Genomic DNA, 18,668 nt, shown 5'->3' on the forward strand with positions numbered 1-18,668 from the left:
GTGTCACTAACGACCATTTCCGTTACCCGAGCCAAGGAGTAGGTAAAGGACAATGACTGAATTACTTCAAAGCCTCAGCACACAAAATGAGTTCGTTGGACGCCACAACGGACCAAGCAAATCAGACCAACAAAAAATGTTGGATGCCATCAACGCGGTAAGCCTTGACGCCCTCATCGAAGAAACCGTGCCTGCACAAATTCGCCTAGAACAACCAATGACGTTGGCAGAAGCGAAAAGCGAAGCAGACATGCTAGTGACGATGAAGCAGTTTGCTAAACAAAACCAAATTAAACGTACATTCATTGGCCAGGGCTACTACAACACGTTTACTCCAAACGTCATTCTACGTAACGTGCTAGAAAACCCTGGCTGGTATACCGCTTACACACCTTACCAACCTGAAATTTCTCAAGGTCGCTTGGAAGCCCTTTTAAACTTCCAACAAATGATCATCGACCTAACTGGTATGGAAATCGCGAACGCCTCATTGCTAGACGAAGCAACAGCGGCAGCAGAAGCAATGACTCTGTGTAAGCGCGCAGGTAAGAGCAAAAGCAACGTATTCTTTGTGGCTGACGATGTTCACCCACAAACGCTAGAAGTAGTAAAAACTCGTGCAAAATTCATCGGCTTTGAAGTTCTGGTTGGTTCGCTAGAATCTCTACCAGAGCAAGACGTGTTCGGCGCATTAGTTCAATACCCAAGCACAACAGGTGAAGTTCGTGACCTAACGGACATTATCGCAAAAGCGCAAGCAAATAAAACGCTTGTCACTATTGCGACTGACCTGCTTGCTTCTACCCTATTGAAGCCTGCTGGTGAAATGGGCGCAGACGTAGCAATCGGTTCTGCACAACGTTTTGGCGTTCCTATGGGTTACGGCGGTCCACACGCGGCATTCATGGCAACGCGTGACAAACACAAGCGCACCATGCCAGGTCGTGTGATCGGTGTTTCTATCGATACTAACGGCAACCAAGCACTGCGTATGGCAATGCAAACCCGTGAGCAGCATATCCGCCGCGAAAAAGCGACATCGAACATCTGTACCGCTCAAGCATTGCTAGCGAACATGGCGTCTTTCTACGCGGTTTACCACGGCGCAGAAGGTCTACGCACTATTGCTCGCCGTACACACCATATGACTGCGATTATCGCCGCTGGCCTAACCAAAGGCGGCTTTGAACTTGCTCATAACAGCTTCTTCGATACCATCACCATCAACACAGGTTCAAAAACAGAAGAGCTTTACGCAAAAGCACTTTCAGCAGACATCAACCTACGTCTACTACCTGGCAAGCTAGGTATTAGCTGTGACGAAACAACCACGGTCGCTGATGTAGAAGCACTATTTGCAGTCTTTGGTGTAAAAGAAGACGTAGCTGCACTATCGACGGAAATCGCAGGCAATGAGTTTGCGGCAATTCCAGAAGCGCTACGCCGCACAACAGAATACCTGACTCACCCTGTATTCAATACGCACCATAGCGAAACGCAAATGATGCGTTACCTGAAACAGCTAGAGAACAAAGACTTCTCGCTAACGCACGGCATGATCCCACTAGGCAGCTGTACGATGAAGCTGAACGCAGCAGCAGAGATGATCCCAATCACTTGGCCTGAGTTTGGTTCTATCCACCCATTCGCGCCAGCAGAACAAGCGGCGGGCTATGCAGCACTAGCGAAAGATCTAAAAGAGAAGCTTTGTGAGATCACAGGCTACGACGCATTCTCACTTCAGCCAAACTCTGGTGCATCGGGTGAGTATGCAGGTCTTATCGCGATTCAACGCTACCACGAAAGCCGCGGCGAAGGTCACCGCAACGTATGTTTGATCCCAAGCTCTGCGCACGGTACTAACCCTGCGACAGCATCTATGGTGTCAATGAAAGTTGTCGTGGTTAAGTGTGATGAAGAAGGCAACATCGACATCGACGACCTAGCAGCGAAAATCGAGAAACACAAAGACAACCTATCAAGCATTATGATCACTTACCCTTCTACGCACGGCGTTTACGAAGAGAAAGTGAAAGAAGTGTGTGAAATGGTTCATGCCGCTGGCGGTCAGGTTTACCTAGACGGCGCTAACATGAACGCGCAGGTTGGTCTAACATCACCAGGCTTCATCGGTTCAGACGTTTCTCACCTAAACCTACACAAAACCTTCTGCATCCCGCACGGTGGTGGCGGTCCGGGTATGGGTCCTATCGGTGTGAAATCTCACCTGGCGCCTTTCCTACCAGGCCATATTGAAGACGGCGTAGAAGGCGAAGATTTTGCAGTATCAGCAGCAGATATGGGTAGCGCTTCTATCCTACCGATCTCTTGGGCTTACATCGCAATGATGGGCGAAGCAGGCCTAACAGATGCAACAAAAGTAGCAATTCTGAACGCAAACTACGTGATGGAAACACTTCGCCAACACTACCCTGTTCTTTATCGTGGCAAAAATGGTCGTGTAGCGCACGAATGTATTATCGACATTCGTCCACTGAAAGAAGAAACAGGCATCAGCGAAGAAGACATTGCGAAGCGTCTAATGGACTACGGTTTCCACGCACCAACTATGTCGTTCCCTGTAGCGGGCACGCTAATGGTTGAGCCAACGGAATCGGAAGATCTAGAAGAGCTAGACCGCTTCTGTGATGCGATGATCGCTATCCGCGAAGAAATGGAAAAAGTGAAAAACGGTGAATGGCCACTAGAGAACAACCCTCTCGTTAATGCGCCACACACGCAAGTTGACCTTTCTGCTGAAGAGTGGGACCGTCCTTACTCTCGAGAGCTTGGTTGCTTCCCTTCTAAAGCGACCAAATCTTGGAAGTACTGGCCAACAGTAAACCGCGTAGATAACGTATACGGCGACCGTAACCTAATCTGCTCATGCCCAAGCATCGATAACTACGAAGATTAATTTTTGTAGTCTCTAAATCGACAAAGGCGAACCGTTTGGTTCGCCTTTTTGTTTTTGGTGTGCCGCCCTAACATTTGTTGATACATCGTAGAGGAATGATGGCTAGTTATTGTTTGCACAAAAGTGATTTAGAAATATTGTGACTTCTGAGAACCTTTGAATTAGCACTAATATCTCAGAACCTTAAAAGCTTGTTGGAAACTCCTCATGAACACTATGTTATGCAGGTAATGTGTAGTTTCTCAGTTCAGTTGCAGTAAGTCCCATTTATTACCATAGAGATCTTGGAACACCACCACTGTCCCGTATTCTTCCACACGAGGCTCTTCATTAAATACAACACCATTTTTCTTCATCAACTCGTAGTCACGCCAAAAATCATTAGTTTGCAGAAACAGGAAAACACGACCACCTGTTTGATTTCCTACTGCATGCGTTTGCTCCGGTGTACTTGCCTGAGCTAAAAGTAGGTTTGTACCATTGGAGTTTGGAGGAGAAACTTGAACCCAGCGTTTACCACCTCCTAGGTTGGTATCTTCAACCAGAGTGAATTGAAGTTTTTGAGTATAAAATTCGATAGCATCGTCGTAATTTTCAACGACTAGAGCAATGTTTCCGATTTGCTGCTGAACAGTTTTGGACATGATGATTTCCGCTGTGTCAAAACGCTAATTGTACGCTATTTTGAGACTTTTCTAGAAAGCACGTAACGCCTTGCAAATGTGTAAGGCACAGAATACGAATGCTTACGCACAGCTATATTGTCACTAGAACCTACAAACAATATAGCTGCCACAAGTGTCGAATCTTGATTGAGCAACTTATTAAAGCCTTAGCTATAACTCAAGAGCAAATCTCTAACCTAATAAAGAAGGCTGCTCGTATACCACGGTATTATAGTTCTTCTAGTTTTCCCTTAGCTAAATCTTCTTGTTGCTTAAGGAACATGAAGAAGTTTGCCTCACTGATAAACGGGTTACCGCTTGTGCCGAGCTTCTTCCTATTTTCAAAAAGGAAATTTTTATGTGGATGGTTCGAAAGGTTAACGTTCACAATAGGTGCCTGTAGTGAAATTTTTCTAATTTTCTCCATGCTAGTCAGGAACTGGCCAATAACTTCTGGATCATTGCTACTTACGCTATGCCCACCAACGATAAAAGCACGATATTGTTCGCCATTATCTTCAACAGTGAAGTCTAAGGAATAATCACCTTCCGTGTGGCCAGGTGTGAGATAGAACTTAAACTCATGTCCACCAATAGCCATAGAGCTATCGCTTTTTATCTCTATGTCTAAATTTGGAGGAAGGAACTTGTTCTCACCTTCGCTTTTGTTTGATTGCTGTATAGATAGTTCATGAGCGCTTTTAGTCATCACGACTTTGGAACCATACTTCTCTTGAAGTAACTGCGCGCCTCCAACGTGGTCAGAATGCCCATGAGTTACCAATATGTGCGTTATTGGCTTATCTTTTAGCCCTAGCTTCTCTAGGTTGATAGGTATCCACTCAGAGTAAGGGAAGTCAAGCGTATCAATGATAACAAGTCCGTCGTCTGTAGCAATGGCATATGATGAGACCCACTTGTCTCCTACATAATAGACATTATCAAACATCTGAAATGGTTCTACATAACCGTTCTTATCATTCATTGCTGGAACATATTGACTTAAGGAAGCAAAAGACGAAGCACTGAAAAGTAAACCTACAATAATTTTTTTCACGAAATCACACACAAATATATCCTTAATAATTTCTTATAGAACCTCGCGGATGAGAAAGCTCTAAACGATTTTCAGAGGCAAATACAACTGCAAATACTTTCTACTTAGCTTGAGTTTTAGCTGACCGAATCACTTGTAAACTCGAATCCCATTAACTGCCTATGTATTCATGATTCTTTTAGAGGTTAAATAAATGAACTCAATTGAAGCAGAGTCATGAAGCTTCACTTGAGGTTACCGGCACAGCACAATGTGATAAACCTCTTTCAAGCAAACATTTGAATGCGATTTTTCCAATTTAAGACATGTTCAATAAATGCATCAACTCTTGCAGGCCTTTTATCGCGGTCTCGATACATAATGAATACTTCTTTACCCGAGCATTGCCATTCTGGCAACAAAGGCAGCAGGTTATGTTGATCATGATTTAGCTCATGAAAGTAATAGGTTGGAATCCACGCAATTCCTAAACCATGGATGACGGCGTCTCTAACTAGCAGTACATCATTTGAAGTGAATTGAAACTTTAGCGGATGATCAAATGTTTCATTGGTGATTTGATTAACTAATTTCCATTGGCTGTCGTTGTTTACCGTAATTAGGCGATGATGAACAAGTTGTTCTGGATGGGTAATCGGTTGGTGTTGTTCTAAATAGCTTCGTGATGCACAAAGCGCAAATGGAATCGACCATAATTTCTGAGCAATCCAGTCTTGTTCAATAAGATCACCAAGACGAAAACTAACATCGACACGGTTAGATACAAGATTGATTTTTTCATTCTGTACATCTAAATCAATACATATCTTCGGATGTTGCTCTGCAAATTCATAAACGCACCGCTTTAACCACATCTGTGTCATGTTAATTGGCGCTGATATTTTGATCGTTCCGCTTAAAGACTGACGCTCAGTCGCAATTCTCGATGTCACATTATTTAAGCTAAGAAGTAACGGCTCACAGAGTTGATAATATTTTTCGCCATCAGTTGTTAGCGCAAAGTGGTGTGCACTGCGGTTAAATAGTCTGCAATTTAAGTTTGTTTCCAGCCTTTTTAACTTCCGGCTTAGCGTGGCTAACGGGACATTAAGACGCTCAGATGCTTGTGTTAGGCTTTGATAGCGAGCAACAGAAACGAATAACAAAAGGTCATCCAAAGAGTGACGTTCCATATTTGGGATTAACCCTCTTAAATTTGGCTATTAAAAATCAAATATGAAATATATAGCATTATCGCGTCAAGTTAATTTTTATCAGGAAGATCTATGTCTAAGCATTTATCAATTTGGTGCGGTGTTGTTGTCGCTATCTTTTTTTGGTCTAGTAACTTTAACGTAATAAAGGCTATTAATAGCGATGTCTCTCCTTTAGTTTCAGCGACGTTACGGTTTTCCGTTGCAGCTTTAATACTCTTACTGATAAGAGGTACTAAACGCTCTCCATATGGAGCCAAGCTCACACGAAAAAGTATGTTGTCGTTGTTTGTTATAGCAACCGTGGGTGTAACTATCCAAAACTTCTCTATTTTCTCTGCAATGAGCTTTACTACCCCAGTTAACGCAGCGGTTGTTCAGGCAAATCTACCACTTGTCACTATCTTGTTCTCGGGCTTTATTCTCAAAACTTCCATTTCGGTTAAAACTATTTTAGGTGCACTAATCAGTTTTTGTGGAGTGGTAATCGTCATTACAGGGGGAAATATTCATTCTATTAGCAGCAATAGTAATATTGGTGATCTATACATGTTATTTGCTTTAATTAGTGGGTGTTTATACACAATTCTAGCGAAGCGTTTAACATCTCATATCCCAGTAACTCAGCAGTTACGCTGGGTGTTAAGTATTGGTGCCATTCAAATGGTCGCTATAGCGATGTACCACGGCGACTTTAGCCGTAGCTTAAATGCCATAACATTTAAAGACCTAGCATTAATAGCTTACATGAGCCTGTTTGGAACTTTGATTGCTTATTACTTTTGGATGAAAGGCGCTATCGTTCTTGGTCCAGATAAAATGTCTCCATTATTTAATATTATGCCAGTATTCACTCTACTGATTTCGTTCATTTCTGGTGAGCAGGCTCAATGGGAAAATGTTTTAGGCGTCTTTATCGTTGCGGCTGGTGTGTATATAGGTAACTCAGCACCCTTTGCTCGTTTACGGAAGGTGGTGGAGTAAAAATAGACGCCAACCTTAAGTCCATTATTTAGCGCAATACTTTGTTAATTGGCATAAGTTTTCTTGGTTTCCAATAGGTACACTTTTCGCTTTCGTCGTTCACTCTTTTATCTAACTTTATTGAGTGCATGTCGAAAATCTTCAATCTTTTGCTAAGAGCGTTTTTTATTATGTGAAAAACAGAGGAGAATGACCATGAAAAAACGACTCAACTATATTGAAGTAGCGCCAAAGGCAATAGAAATCCTGTACGCTCAGGAAGCTTACTTCCATGAACAATTTAGCCAATCAGAAACCATGAACATGATCATATGGGAACTGGTTAAGTTACGCATATCGCAAATCAATCAATGTGCATTTTGTATCGACATGCATAGTAAAGATGCGCTTAAGTTAGGTGAAAAGTCGGAACGCATATGGGGGCTTAGTGCATGGAGAGATATGCCATTCTACAGCGATGCAGAACACGTTGCACTAGGCTGGGCTGAATTACTAACTGCTGGCCTACCAGTAGATGATGATACCTATCAGCTGACCTTGAATACCTTCGGAGAAGAAGCTATGGTCAACCTAACAATTGCGATCAACGCGATCAATAGTTGGAACCGAATAGTTAAGGCATTTAAGCCAAAGGTTGGAGACTATAAGCCTAGATAATTCTATCTGACAGTTTTTACTTATAAGTCACTGCTTATACCTCAACTTAATATGATGAAAAGTACATGTGTATCACTATCTCATTTTAAGTTGAGGTTAAATAGGATGATTCATTTGAACTTAGAATTTGATATTTTAAAACCTCAAAAGGCTTTAGCTGGCTATGTTCAAGCCATTTGGTCAGCATCCGTCAAACCTGATACGACGCAAACCGTACGTAAACAATTACTCAGTGATGCTGGTACAGGTGTGGTATTCATTTTACAGAATGAAGTACAAATGGATGGTGAGTGGCAAACGCCAGGGGTTGTCCTACTACCTGTGAGCATTCTGGCACATCAAGTCTGCCTACCGCCAGGCGCGGTGATGACTGGCGTACGCTTTCATCCTGCTGTTGGTTATCAACTATTTGGTAAACGTCTAGAACAGCTATTGCGGATTCAAGACGACCACCCTTTGGCTTCTTCTGCGCTAGCAACATTTGAGTCTCTGCAAACAGCGCGTTCGTCATCTGCAAGGATTTCTACGTTATATCGCTGGGTTCAAACACTGATTGAGGAATATGAACCGCAGTACGTCGGCCACATTATTGACCAACCTACAGGGACCATCAGTCAGCGCCAGAGAGAGCGCAATTTTCAGAAATGGTTGGGGATTACTCCTAAACATTACCAACGCATTAAACGAGTGAAGCACACTTTAGAGCAACTCCGAGCGCAACCCGATCTTACTTTATCGGAGTTGGCGCTGGAGCAAGGTTTTTCCGATCAAGCACACATGACTAGAGAGTGTAAGCAGATTGCGCGCATGACACCGAAGCAGTTTGTCCGAAAGAGAAATCTCTAAACCCTATTAGTTTTGTACATCAAACCCAGTTGATTCAGAATCAACCAAGCACTTGTTATGATGTTCGATCATATATCACCTACTTTTTAGATCGCTCACTCCAGCTTGATGTGAATTTGTTAGCTCGCTTTTGATGCCGCGTGCTGCTCTACCATAAACGCGATCACTTCTTCGTTTAAGCAAGATTTGCTGATGTATTGGCGTTGTTTACCAAGGTGAAGGATAAAGCCCAAATCAGTTTGTTCGAGTTGGTCGATATCATTCCAAGCGAGGCTGCGGTCAACTTTACCACTTTTGTAGCGCACGCCATCTGCATTCACTTCAAAAGCCACTTTACTGCCGCGACTTGAGCTGATGGTTTGACGCCACAGCCACCAAGTTCTTTTGAAGTAAACGCTGCACGCTTCAATCACACTCAATACGATAAAGAACCAACCGACATAACCGTTAGGTAGCAGTTCAAACTCCAATAAAACCACACCAAAGATAAGAAACAGCATCCCTTTTAGGTACTCCTGTGGAAACTTCGTTGGTTGGCTAGTTTGATCATAACACTCAGCAAAGAAAGGTTTGTCGAGTATGTATTCTGTAGTGAATTCGAAATCTTTAGACATGTATGGTTACTTCAAGGCTTCTGTAAATGAGTAATCTTGGTTGCACTCTCGCAACGCCTGCATTGTAGCGCTTCTCGGGATTTATCTTTAGTCCTTTTGATTCTGTTTTGTAAATCAATGATACCGCCACGCAAAAAGACCTCGGTGCACTCGCCAAGATCAAACAAGGCGAACCACTTGGCTCGCCTTGTTAATTAATGGCCTGTGTTAAGTAATAACCTATGTGACTTCTTGAGTTTTCTACTTTAGAGGGTCGTTGTCTGGCAATGCACTGTGTATCCATACTGCCAGTCGGTGTTTGATGCTTGCGCCGTCTAGCTTACTTTCCGGTAGTGGCGTTATCTGTTTTGCATCGACCAAGAATAGGTAAATCGCTTTTACTCTCAGAGGTTGTGGTGACTGTGGAAGGTCAAAACCTTGTAGTTTCGCCATCTTCCCACCAATCTCTAGTGCCTTCTTGACCAGTTTGTCTTCATTGTGAAGCTTGGAGCTTTTTGACATTGATAAATCCTCTTCTTCGCTTCGGCTAAGAATACATGAAGTGTCACGTATGGCGTGTTAGTAAGCTCGCATATTGATAAGTTTATGCCTTACTACCGAGTGGTCGATTAAAAAACAACCTTTTCGCGGCATGTTTTCTGTGTATGCTTCCGTGCAGAACATCCGAATGGGCTTGGGCGCAGACTCCGAATGATTTATTTAGGACAAAGATCATGTTCACCGTAAACGAGCCACTTCGGCAAATATGCGGCTTCTGGAATTGTCCAGCCATACTTATCGTATGCCAATGCAGCAAGACCAGTCAGTTTCAGAGAAACATTCCCTTTTGGCGAATAACGAACATCTTCATTCATATAGAACTGGTAATGCGCCTCTAACGCATCTCTCAGTGCTTTTTGACAATGTTCCTCATCACCATCGATAATGGCAACAAACACATTCACAAATGGAATAAACAAAGAATGTACATAGGGCACTCTGGTTGATTCTAAGTATTGCGGAGAAGATTTCTCCATCACAGTTTGCAATAACTCAGGTAACGCTGATGAATTGCTAAATACACCGTTAACGAACTCGACTAGCGCAACATCGAATGGATCTTTTAAACGCACTAACGACTCATCCATGATGGTCATCAGCTCTACGCAGCGCCAATCTCTCGCGGCCATCGTTAAACAGATTTCATCCAACCATGCATCCATTGTTCCTCCTGCAACAGAACGGTTACCTACTTCCGAAAAATGTCGGTGCCCAACGGAGAATTCAACAACTTGGTCTGAATGATTGGCCAGTAAGTAGACGTTATTCAGTAACTCAAGCGCTCTTTTTATATAAGCTGGCGAGGCCTGATGTTGTCCGTATTTTGAAGCAGTGAAGAATGAGTGGAGCGAATGCCAAGCATCGCCTTTCATTCTTTTCAGAGGTTGTTGATAAAAGGACTGCTTTTCATCAAGCATTTCTTCCCAAAAGCTGTAGAAACGTTCGTCTTCTTCACGAAAAATACGCAATTTTCTTTCTTCAGGTATATCTAAATAGTGATTTTTTATTGGTTCCATCGTTCCCTAGCCTCGCATTATAAGTTGTTCTGATTTTTTGCCGTGATGATAATCATCCTCAAAATCAAGCAGTGAATGATGCCGAAGTTGTTTTATGAAATCAATTTATAATCAGTATCTTATATCGAAAAGTAATACTTAATTGAAATGAATCGAAAAGCCGCCTGTTTCCAGTTAGTTGTTTTGTAACAAGGTTTCGGCATAAGGCTACGATGATTAACTGATGTAGCCGATCAGATCGTAACTTCCTGATTTAGTTCCATCGAATTACGCAACAAAGCCCAATGATCTTGTAGATTTGTTTTGTTCGCTCAAACAGAGCCCGCAGCTGAGCCAACCTTTCATCGAACGGCATTGCTGCAGACACTGCATAAGGTGTTCTATTAATGATTTATTTAGAACAGAGATCATGCTCACCGTAAACGAGCCATTTCGGTAAATATGCGGCTTCTGGAATTGTCCAGCCATACTTATCGTATGCCAATGCAGCAAGACCAGTCAGTTTCAAAGAAACATTCCCTTTTGGCGAATAACGAACATCTTCATTCATGTAGAACTGGTAATGCGCCTCTAACGCATCTCTCAGTGCTTCTTGATAATGCGCCTCATCGCCATCGATAATGGCAACAAACACATTCACAAATGGAATAAACAAAGAATGTACATAGGGCAGTCTGGTTGATTCTAAATATTGCGGGGAGGATTTCTCCATCACAGTTTGCAATAACTCAGGTAACGCTGATGAATTGCTAAATACACCGCTAACGAACTCGACTAGCGCAACATTAAACGGCGTCTTTATAGAAACTAACGACTCATCCATGATGGTCATCAGCTCTACGCAGCGCCAATCTCTCGCAGCCATCGCTAAACAGATTTCATCCAACCATGCATCCATCGTTCCCCCTGCAACAGAACGGTTACCTACTTCCGAAAAATGTCGGTGCCCAACGGAGAATTCAACAACTTGATCTGAATGATTGGCCAGTAAGTACACGTTATTCAGTAACTCAAGCGCTCTTTTTATATAAGCTGGCGAGGCCTGATGTTGTCCATATTTTGAAGCAGTAAAAAATGCCTGAAGCGAATCCCAAGCATCGCCTTTCATTCTTTTAAGAGGTTGCTTATAAAAAGATTGTTTTTCATCAAGCATTCTTTCCCAGAAGCTGTAGAAATCTTCATCTTCTTCACGAAAAATACGCAATTTTCTTTCTTCAGGTATCTCTAAATAGTGATTTTTCATTGGTTCCATCGTTCCCTAGCCTCGCATTATAAGTTGTTCTAATTTTTTGCCGTGATGATAATCATCCTCAAAATCAAGCAGTGAATGATGCCGAAGTTGTTTTATGAAATCAATTTATAATCAGTATCTTATATCGAAAAGTAATACTTAATTGAAATGAATCGAAAAGCCGCCTGTTTCCAGTTAGTTGTTTTGTAACAAGGTTTCGGCATAAGGCTACGATGATTAACTGATGTAGCCGATCAGATCGTAACTTCCTGATTTAGTTCCATCGAATTACGCAACAAAGCCCAATGATCTTGTAGATTTGTTTTGTTCGCTCAAACAGAGCCCGCAGCTGCGCCAACCTTTCATCGAACGGCATTGCTGCAGACACTACATAAGGTGTTCTATTAATGATTTATTTAGAACAAAGATCCTGTTCACCGTAAACGAGCCATTTCGGTAAATATGCGGCTTCTGGAATTGTCCAGCCATACTTATCGTATGCCAATGCAGCAAGACCAATCAGTTTCAAAGAAACATTCCCTTTTGGCGAATAACGAACATCTTCATTCATGTAGAACTGGTAATGCGCCTCTAACGCATCTCTTAGTGCTTTTTGATAGTGTTCCTCATCGCCATCGATAATGGCAACAAACACATTCACAAATGGAATAAACAAAGAATGGACATATGGCACTCTGGTTGACTCTAAGTATTGCGGGGAGGATTTCTCCATCACAGTTTGCAATAGCTCAGGCAACGATGATGAATTACCAAATACACCGCTAACGAATTCGACCAGCGCAACATTAAACGGCGTCTTTATAGACACTAATGACTCATCCATGATGGTCATCAGCTCTACGCAGCGCCAATCTCTCGCAGCCATCGCTAAACAGATTTCATCCAACCAAGCATCCATTGTTCCTCCTGCAACAGAACGGTTACCCACTTCCGAAAAATGTCGGTGCCCAACGGAGAACTCAACAACTTGGTCTGAATGATTGGCCAGCAAGTACACGTTATTCAGTAACTCGAGTGCTCTTTTTATATAAGCTGGCGAGGCCTGATGTTGTCCGTATTCTGAAGCAGTGAAGAATGCATCAAGCGAATACCAAGCGTCGCCTTTCATTCTTTTGAGAGGTTGTTGATAAAAGGACTGCTTTTCATCAAGCATTTTTTCCCAAAAGCTGTAGAAACGTTCGTCTTCTTCACGAAAAATACGCAATTTTCTTTCTTCAGGTATCTCTAAATAGTGATTTTTCATTTGTTCCATCGTTCCCTAGCCTCGCATTATAAGTTGTTCTAATTTTTTGCCGTGATGACATTCACCTTCAAAATCAAGCCGTGAATGATGCCGAAGTGGATTTATAAAATCAATTTATAATCAGTATTTTATATCGAAATTTAATGCTCAATTGAAATGAGTCAAAAGGCCGAAAAACATTTGAGATATAAGGCTAACGCGCAAGCCACGATGGGTAAGCCAGAACGTACCTGTCCATAAACAGTGGACGACGAACACTGACTTTGTGGAGTAAAGATAAACAGATATTCACCATTGCGTTCGCCTTTCTTTTTCTGTCGCTTTCGATAATACTCTTGCGCAATATTACTCAGCTGGAAAATTTTATGCCTCAAGCAAACTCTGTGGTCGTACTCGACTTTGAAACCACAGGTCTCTCTCCTACTTTAGGTGATCGCGCAATAGAAATTGGTGCAGTAAAGTTAGTCAATGGCGAGGTTGTCGATAGTTTTCAGCAACTCATGAATCCCGGTTTCAGAGTGAGTTCTTTCATTGAGAACTACACCGGCATTACCAACAATATGTTGCGATCGGCACCAAGCTGCGAAGAGGTCATGGCGTCATTTAGTGAGTTCATTGCTGGCGAGAACCTTATCGCTCATAACGCTTCATTCGATAAACGATTTTTAGATGCAGAACTTGAGCGAATCAACTGTGGTTATTCAGGTGAGTTTGCTTGCTCCTTACTGGTGGCAAGACGGCTCATTCAAGATGCCTCATCGCACAAACTAGGAGAACTTGTTCGCTATAAAAATATCGACAACGACGGTGTTTTTCACCGCGCACTAGCCGATGCGCAAATGACGGCCAAGCTTTGGCTCTTAATGGTCGAAGGATTAGAAAACTCAGGTATCGTTAAGCCAAGTTTTCAGTTGATGCAAACGGTTAGTAAAACAGCAAAAGGAAAGGTCGACCTGCTACTCGCCAAAAGCCGTGCTTAACTCCCTCCTCACTCAAAGTTCATTTTTGACTCTTAGACATTTAAGCAAGTTTCGATATACATAAGATATTGTGCATCCCAGTGAACTTCCTACTCCGAAAGCGGCAGTTCGCTGGTCTCCCCTACAAAACTGGCTTACTATGCCAGTTACCTAAAACGCTTTGTGAGCCACTCATGAGCAGAAAAAATAACAAAAATCTCAGCATTCTTCTTAAACTCAACACCTTTATTGCACCTTATAAATGGCGGGTTGCGGCGGCTTTGGTTGCCCTTGTCGCGACGGCAAGTTTGACGTTATCCGTTGGCTATGGAGTACGTATTCTTATCGACCAAGGCTTTGCTCAGCAATCATTGCAAGAGCTTACCAATGCGATTCAGTTTATTGTCGGTGTCACATTGTGTATTGCCATTGGGACCTTCTTTCGCTTTTACCTTGTCTCTTCCGTAGGTGAGCGCGTCAGTGCGGATATTCGCCTTTCAGTGTTTAACCATGTGATTACGCTGCATCCGAGCTATTTTGAGACCAACAGTAGCGGCGATATTATGTCGCGCCTGACTACCGATACCACGTTGCTGCAAAGCATTATTGGTTCATCGTTCTCGATGGCGATGCGTAGCGCTTTGATGTGCTTTGGTGCCATCATTATGTTATTCGCTACCAACGTTAAGCTCACGTTGATCGTACTTGCTTCTGTGCCTTTGGTTCTGGTTCCGATTTTGTTTTATGGACGACGCGTGCGTGCGCTCTCTCGCCAAAGTCAGGACTCAATGGCCGATGTCGGCAGCTACGCAGGTGAAGCGATAGAACATATTAAAACCGTGCAAAGTTTTAGCTCAGAGCCGTACGAACGAGCGGCTTTCGCTGTCGAGGTGGAAAAAGCGTATGAAGTGGGCAGACAGAGAGTAAAACAGCGCGCGATCCTAATCTCTGGCGTTATTGTGATTGTGTTCAGCGCGATTGCAGGCATGCTTTGGGTTGGCGGCAGCGATGTGATTCACGGAAAGATGTCTGCGGGAGACCTAGCAGCGTTTGTGTTTTATGCCATTATGGTTGCCTCATCAACTGCAACCATTTCTGAAGTGATGGGTGAACTGCAAAGAGCCGCAGGCGCTACCGAACGGCTGATTGAGATCCTTCAAGTAGACAGCGATATCAAAGCGCCAAGCAACCATTTGCCTATCCGTCCCGACATGCCTGCTGAGGTTAACTTTAAATCGGTGAGTTTCAACTACCCTTCTCGCCCAAATCAACCAGCTATCAAAGAGTTAAATCTAACCGCTGAACAAGGCAAAGTATTGGCGTTGGTTGGCCCTTCTGGTGCAGGTAAAACAACACTATTCGAACTGCTGCAACGCTTTTATGATCCGCAAAAAGGGCAAGTGTTGTTTGGTGGTGAAGATATTCGACAGTTCGATCCAAACGAGCTTCGACGCCAAATGGCACTCGTACCACAACAGCCAGCGCTGTTTAGCCATGATGTTTTCCATAATATTCGCTACGGTAATCCTGAAGCAACGGATGAACAAGTCGTCGAGGCTGCGAAAAAAGCCCATGCCCATGAGTTTATTGAGAAGCTTCCCGAAGGCTATCACAGCTTTTTAGGCGAGCGCGGCGTTAGGCTATCGGGCGGACAAAAGCAGCGTATTGCGATTGCTCGTGCAATTCTAAAAGATCCAAAAATCTTACTGCTAGACGAAGCTACCAGCGCCCTTGATAGCGAAAGTGAACATCACGTTCAGCAAGCACTTGAAGCACTGATGAAAGGACGCACAACTCTGATCATTGCTCATCGTCTTTCAACTATCCAGCATGCGGATAAAATTGCGGTGCTCGACAATGGCGAGTTAGTCGATGTTGGTAACCACCAATCATTAATGCAAAGCTGTGAGTTGTATCAGCGACTTGTGGCATTGCAATTTAAGCACTTAGAGTAATGCCTAGTTAAGCCCTCAAGAATAAGCAAAAACGGACCAAGTGACTTAATGCCAACAGCTTAACGATGTTTTTGTGTCATTCAAGCGAGCCTTGGCGAGACTAGGAATCTAATAGCAACGTGCTGAGTGGTTAAAGAGACAATTTTGACCATAAAGAGCTAGGATAGAAGATCCTATATCACGCACCTTCGTCGCTGTACAAGATGACGAAATATAAAAAGATGCCACTCGTAGTTAAACGAGCGGCATTAAACCAAGTGGTTCTCCTTTTAATACAGGAACTCAGGTAAGAATCCAGTAACCAGCGTACTCTCCCCTCAACTAGAAACACTCATCTCCACGTACCATATAAAACCAATCAACTTCATTTGTAACAAATTAGCTTTCAAAAATAGGAAATCACCACTGTAAAAGTTCACCGCATTTTATCTTGCTGCCTATGGTTACAATGTTTTTGAAATCCATGCCTTTAAACCAAGTTACAAGTAAGCGGCACCGATATGAACAGCGAAGCGAAACAACTATTTTCTTATCTATGTAAGCAATACGATGTGCTCTCTCAAGAACTAGAGTCTCGCGCGTTTCCTGAGTTTTCCGAGACCATCACTCATCCGCTTGGACACTGCTTTGTCCGTTGCCCTGTTGGCAGTCAGCGCTTTTCCATTGTTGCAGTCAACTTTGCGCCCTCCGTTCGCGGGCAAGGTGTGCTTACTGCATTTATCGACTACATTAAAAGCCATCCATATCATTACCAAGGGGTTGAGGTTGCAATCATTGAAAACAAGAACTTAGCTAAACGACTTTTGTCTCTTGGCTGGAAGTACAAATCTCTGTTTAGCAAAATCTTCTTTGCTAATAAGCCGACGCTGGTGAAGGACTTTCAATCGGCTTGATAGTCACCGAGTCGCTCCCCATGTAACCCAAGTAAACGCTCAATCAAAGTCCGTAAGCATATTGAGAAAAGTTTGGCGGTCTTCCGTTGTACTACCTCGATGGGCAGTGTATTCGACGTGCACATTCGGGCTAGCGTTGGGTGATAAATTGATGCCCCACAGCGCGTTAATTTGGTTTGGAACGATGGAGTAACGCACGTCAACAATTCGCATTTCGTTATTCGGGTCTTGCGCTACAAAACCATTTGAAAACCAACGGAAACGTTCGATGTCTTTCGCTTGCTGCGATTGCGGATCGAGCCATGGAAATTGAGTCTTCACATTGAGCTTTGGTGTGGATTCGCCTGGGTAGATTTTTATTGAACGCCCCACTCTTACCGCATCCACATAGTAGTTATCTTCCGTTTCATAAATCACTTTCCAGACCAAAAGGTTCCCGAAGGTTGGTTTTGCTTTTAGCTGCACAGCGCTGTGCTGTCGCTCTTGGACGATTTTCCATCCGGCCGCTTCTGCTCTATCTCGTTGAATAACCCCAAGAGTCAGATAAGCCAGAGACCATAGAAATGCGACACGCGCGTAATTTCGATTTCGCTTCAGTGCGGCAAACAAAAGCAGGATCAAAATAGGAAATGTGAAAGCGGGGTCGATAACCGAGATTGTGTTCCAAGCATAGCGTGTGTTGCTTATCGGCCAAAAAAGCTGAGTCCCATAGCTGGTGCAAGCATCTAACAGCGCATGGGTGCTATAACCAAGGGCACAATAAAACCAACTCTGTCGGAAGTTTAGCCCTCGTCTTTTTGCAAACAACGGATACAACACTAAAGCACAGAGAAAGCTGCCAAAAGGGATAAACAACAATGAATGGGTAAAGTGTCGGTGATATTCCAAAAACAGCAATGGGTCAGTTGATGAACGGATAAGTACGTCCAAATCCGGCGCCATCCCTGAAACCACGCCTAACACGCCAGCAGCCACAATGTGCCGCTTGTTACTCGCAGACTGTGGCAAAGCAGCGCCCAGTAAACCTTGCGTTAACGGGTCCATTATTTACGCCCGCAACGAAAATGTAGCCGAGATAGAAAGCATATGCGCTTCAAAATAGACTCAAATTTAAAAACCAGAACGCTCTCCGACATAAATTATCCGTATTTAAGTGGATTGGAAGACACACCTTAATGACGTATTAAAGTGTTCGAAAACAAATACTTTGATTTTAGTGTAAGAAGAAATCGCCCTATTCGCTAGTGAGAAGCGAACCTAAAGCGAGGCTCATGGTGTACGTCAAAAGTCCAAAACTGCGGATTTTACAGATGCAAAAATAAAACAAGGCGAACCGAATGGCTCGCCTTGTTTACTGAACGATTAACGACAAAAACCTTAGTCTTGAGGGTTTTCTTTCGCGTTGATTTCAGCGTAAGTGTGCAGAAGCTCTGTCAGAGTTTTCACCCAAACAAAAACATCCGAAGGTGTATTTTCAAGTAGTTTTTCCACTAGTGCACAGTGTGTTTCTAACGTGATCGCCTCTTCCAAATGGAATGAAATCGCATAGAAATGCCAAAGAACCAGTCGCGTCATTCGCTCGCTATTTTGCTTCGCATTGTCTGAGTCATCAAACGCTTGTTGAATTTCGCTCAGTGCGATTGCTGTCATGCGTAACATGGCATCAAGACGTGCAGACAACATACGGTCTTCGCTAGCCACTTCTTCTTGATCGAAAGTAAACAGCTCATTCATCACGTCTTCTGGCACCATTTTACTGATCATGCGAGCACTAAACTCTTCCAGTTCATGACGAGGCATGGTTACAAGACAATCGAAGGTGTAATCACGAAGCATAAAATCACTCTAGGTTGGAAATCAATTTCAGCCACGCATTC

General features: G+C 43.2%; 17 protein-coding genes and 2 pseudogenes. 7 read left to right on the forward strand and 12 right to left on the reverse strand.

Annotation, left to right across the window (positions count from 1 at the left end; genetic code table 11):
• Positions 1-52 precede the first annotated feature (52 nt).
• Positions 53-2,917: an aminomethyl-transferring glycine dehydrogenase gene (gene gcvP, locus ACZ5ZC_RS07890; RefSeq protein ID WP_464931582.1), complete on the forward strand. Its 2,865-nt coding sequence runs from the start codon at positions 53-55 to the stop codon at positions 2,915-2,917.
• 242 nt (positions 2,918-3,159) lie between these two features.
• On the opposite strand, the gene ACZ5ZC_RS07895 is transcribed toward gcvP, so the two are convergent.
• The 3 genes from ACZ5ZC_RS07895 to ACZ5ZC_RS07905 form a co-directional block, all read right to left on the reverse strand.
• A complete protein-coding gene (locus ACZ5ZC_RS07895; protein ID WP_006742276.1) occupies positions 3,160-3,561 on the reverse strand; it encodes a VOC family protein in 402 nt (133 codons plus the stop codon).
• Positions 3,562-3,811: 250 nt separating this feature from the next.
• On the reverse strand, positions 3,812-4,639 hold the full coding sequence (locus ACZ5ZC_RS07900; RefSeq protein ID WP_225452537.1) for an MBL fold metallo-hydrolase: 828 nt from the start codon (positions 4,637-4,639) through the stop codon (positions 3,812-3,814).
• Positions 4,640-4,905: 266 nt separating this feature from the next.
• Positions 4,906-5,811 (reverse strand): LysR family transcriptional regulator, encoded by a 906-nt coding sequence (locus ACZ5ZC_RS07905; RefSeq protein ID WP_005376440.1) that lies wholly within the window; start codon positions 5,809-5,811, stop codon positions 4,906-4,908.
• 93 nt (positions 5,812-5,904) lie between these two features.
• Between ACZ5ZC_RS07905 and ACZ5ZC_RS07910 the strand changes: the two genes are divergently transcribed.
• The 3 genes from ACZ5ZC_RS07910 (at position 5,905) to ACZ5ZC_RS07920 (ending at position 8,319) form a co-directional block, all read left to right on the forward strand.
• Positions 5,905-6,816 (forward strand): DMT family transporter, encoded by a 912-nt coding sequence (locus tag ACZ5ZC_RS07910; RefSeq protein WP_432584130.1) that lies wholly within the window; start codon positions 5,905-5,907, stop codon positions 6,814-6,816.
• A gap of 195 nt (positions 6,817-7,011) precedes the next feature.
• The gene (locus tag ACZ5ZC_RS07915) at positions 7,012-7,473 is read left to right on the forward strand and encodes a carboxymuconolactone decarboxylase family protein (protein WP_054867575.1); all 462 of its coding nucleotides are present in this window, start codon (positions 7,012-7,014) and stop codon (positions 7,471-7,473) included.
• Positions 7,474-7,578: 105 nt separating this feature from the next.
• The gene (locus ACZ5ZC_RS07920; RefSeq protein ID WP_170901721.1) at positions 7,579-8,319 is read left to right on the forward strand and encodes a helix-turn-helix domain-containing protein; all 741 of its coding nucleotides are present in this window, start codon (positions 7,579-7,581) and stop codon (positions 8,317-8,319) included.
• Positions 8,320-8,438: 119 nt separating this feature from the next.
• On the opposite strand, the gene ACZ5ZC_RS07925 is transcribed toward ACZ5ZC_RS07920, so the two are convergent.
• From ACZ5ZC_RS07925 to ACZ5ZC_RS07955, 7 genes and pseudogenes are all read right to left on the reverse strand, one after another.
• Positions 8,439-8,933, reverse strand: a complete 495-nt coding sequence (locus ACZ5ZC_RS07925) for a YcxB family protein (protein ID WP_268853379.1) — start codon at positions 8,931-8,933, stop codon at positions 8,439-8,441.
• Positions 8,934-9,173: 240 nt separating this feature from the next.
• On the reverse strand, positions 9,174-9,434 hold the full coding sequence (locus ACZ5ZC_RS07930; protein ID WP_005376453.1) for a DUF5062 family protein: 261 nt from the start codon (positions 9,432-9,434) through the stop codon (positions 9,174-9,176).
• A gap of 194 nt (positions 9,435-9,628) precedes the next feature.
• Positions 9,629-10,489: an immunity 49 family protein gene (locus ACZ5ZC_RS07935; protein ID WP_464931583.1), complete on the reverse strand. Its 861-nt coding sequence runs from the start codon at positions 10,487-10,489 to the stop codon at positions 9,629-9,631.
• Positions 10,490-10,772: 283 nt separating this feature from the next.
• Positions 10,773-10,880: pseudogene (locus ACZ5ZC_RS07940) on the reverse strand (threonine aldolase); the annotation flags it as partial.
• Positions 10,881-11,741: an immunity 49 family protein gene (locus ACZ5ZC_RS07945; RefSeq protein ID WP_432584128.1), complete on the reverse strand. Its 861-nt coding sequence runs from the start codon at positions 11,739-11,741 to the stop codon at positions 10,881-10,883.
• Positions 11,742-12,024: 283 nt separating this feature from the next.
• A pseudogene (locus ACZ5ZC_RS07950) lies at positions 12,025-12,132 on the reverse strand (threonine aldolase); the annotation flags it as partial.
• Positions 12,133-12,993, reverse strand: coding sequence for an immunity 49 family protein (locus ACZ5ZC_RS07955; protein ID WP_432584127.1), 861 nt, complete (start codon positions 12,991-12,993; stop codon positions 12,133-12,135).
• A 356-nt stretch (positions 12,994-13,349) separates the two neighbouring features.
• Between ACZ5ZC_RS07955 and ACZ5ZC_RS07960 the strand changes: the two genes are divergently transcribed.
• From ACZ5ZC_RS07960 to ACZ5ZC_RS07970, 3 genes are all read left to right on the forward strand, one after another.
• Positions 13,350-13,964 carry a 3'-5' exonuclease gene (locus tag ACZ5ZC_RS07960; RefSeq protein ID WP_054867389.1) on the forward strand — a complete coding sequence of 205 codons (615 nt, stop codon included), beginning with the start codon at positions 13,350-13,352 and terminating at the stop codon, positions 13,962-13,964.
• Between the two features lie 173 nt (positions 13,965-14,137).
• Entirely contained in the window at positions 14,138-15,898 is a 1,761-nt protein-coding gene (locus ACZ5ZC_RS07965; RefSeq protein ID WP_054867390.1) for an ABC transporter ATP-binding protein/permease, read from the forward strand.
• A gap of 500 nt (positions 15,899-16,398) precedes the next feature.
• The gene (locus tag ACZ5ZC_RS07970; protein WP_395207961.1) at positions 16,399-16,791 is read left to right on the forward strand and encodes a hypothetical protein; all 393 of its coding nucleotides are present in this window, start codon (positions 16,399-16,401) and stop codon (positions 16,789-16,791) included.
• A gap of 39 nt (positions 16,792-16,830) precedes the next feature.
• Here ACZ5ZC_RS07970 and ACZ5ZC_RS07975 read toward each other — a convergent pair whose 3' ends face one another.
• Both ACZ5ZC_RS07975 and ACZ5ZC_RS07980 read right to left on the reverse strand, forming a co-directional pair.
• A complete protein-coding gene (locus ACZ5ZC_RS07975; protein WP_395207962.1) occupies positions 16,831-17,835 on the reverse strand; it encodes a metal-dependent hydrolase in 1,005 nt (334 codons plus the stop codon).
• Positions 17,836-18,168: 333 nt separating this feature from the next.
• Complete coding sequence (locus ACZ5ZC_RS07980) at positions 18,169-18,627, reverse strand: hypothetical protein (RefSeq protein WP_054867392.1); 459 nt, start codon at positions 18,625-18,627, stop codon at positions 18,169-18,171.
• Positions 18,628-18,668: the final 41 nt, after the last annotated feature.

Source organism: Vibrio sp. JCM 18905 (assembly GCF_055393305.1).